This window comes from Streptomyces aurantiacus JA 4570, assembly GCF_000414115.1.
In the GTDB taxonomy this organism is placed as follows: domain Bacteria; phylum Actinomycetota; class Actinomycetes; order Streptomycetales; family Streptomycetaceae; genus Streptomyces; species Streptomyces aurantiacus_A.
Genome location: NZ_AOPZ01000471.1, coordinates 1 through 209, shown reverse-complemented (window position 1 = coordinate 209; position 209 = coordinate 1). Strand labels below are relative to the sequence as shown.

At 71.8% G+C, this 209-nt stretch carries 1 protein-coding gene; it reads right to left on the bottom strand.

From position 1 onward, the window contains the following. On the bottom strand, positions 1-209 hold a 209-nt coding region (locus STRAU_RS34855; RefSeq protein ID WP_037663943.1), incomplete at both ends, for an AMP-binding protein.

Here is a 209-nt window from a genome sequence, read left to right as displayed (position 1 = left end):
GTCGAACCCGACGTGTAGATGACGTAGGCCACGTGCGAGGGCGCCACTCCGGTGCCGCTGACGTCGTCGGCCGGCAGCGCGGCCCACTGGTCGGCGTCCGCGCGTACGTCCACTACGGGGATCGACGGAACGGCGAGGCCCTCGGGCAGGGAGCCGTCCGTCACGAGCACCTGCGGGGCGCTGTCCTTCAGGATGTGCGCGAGACGGTC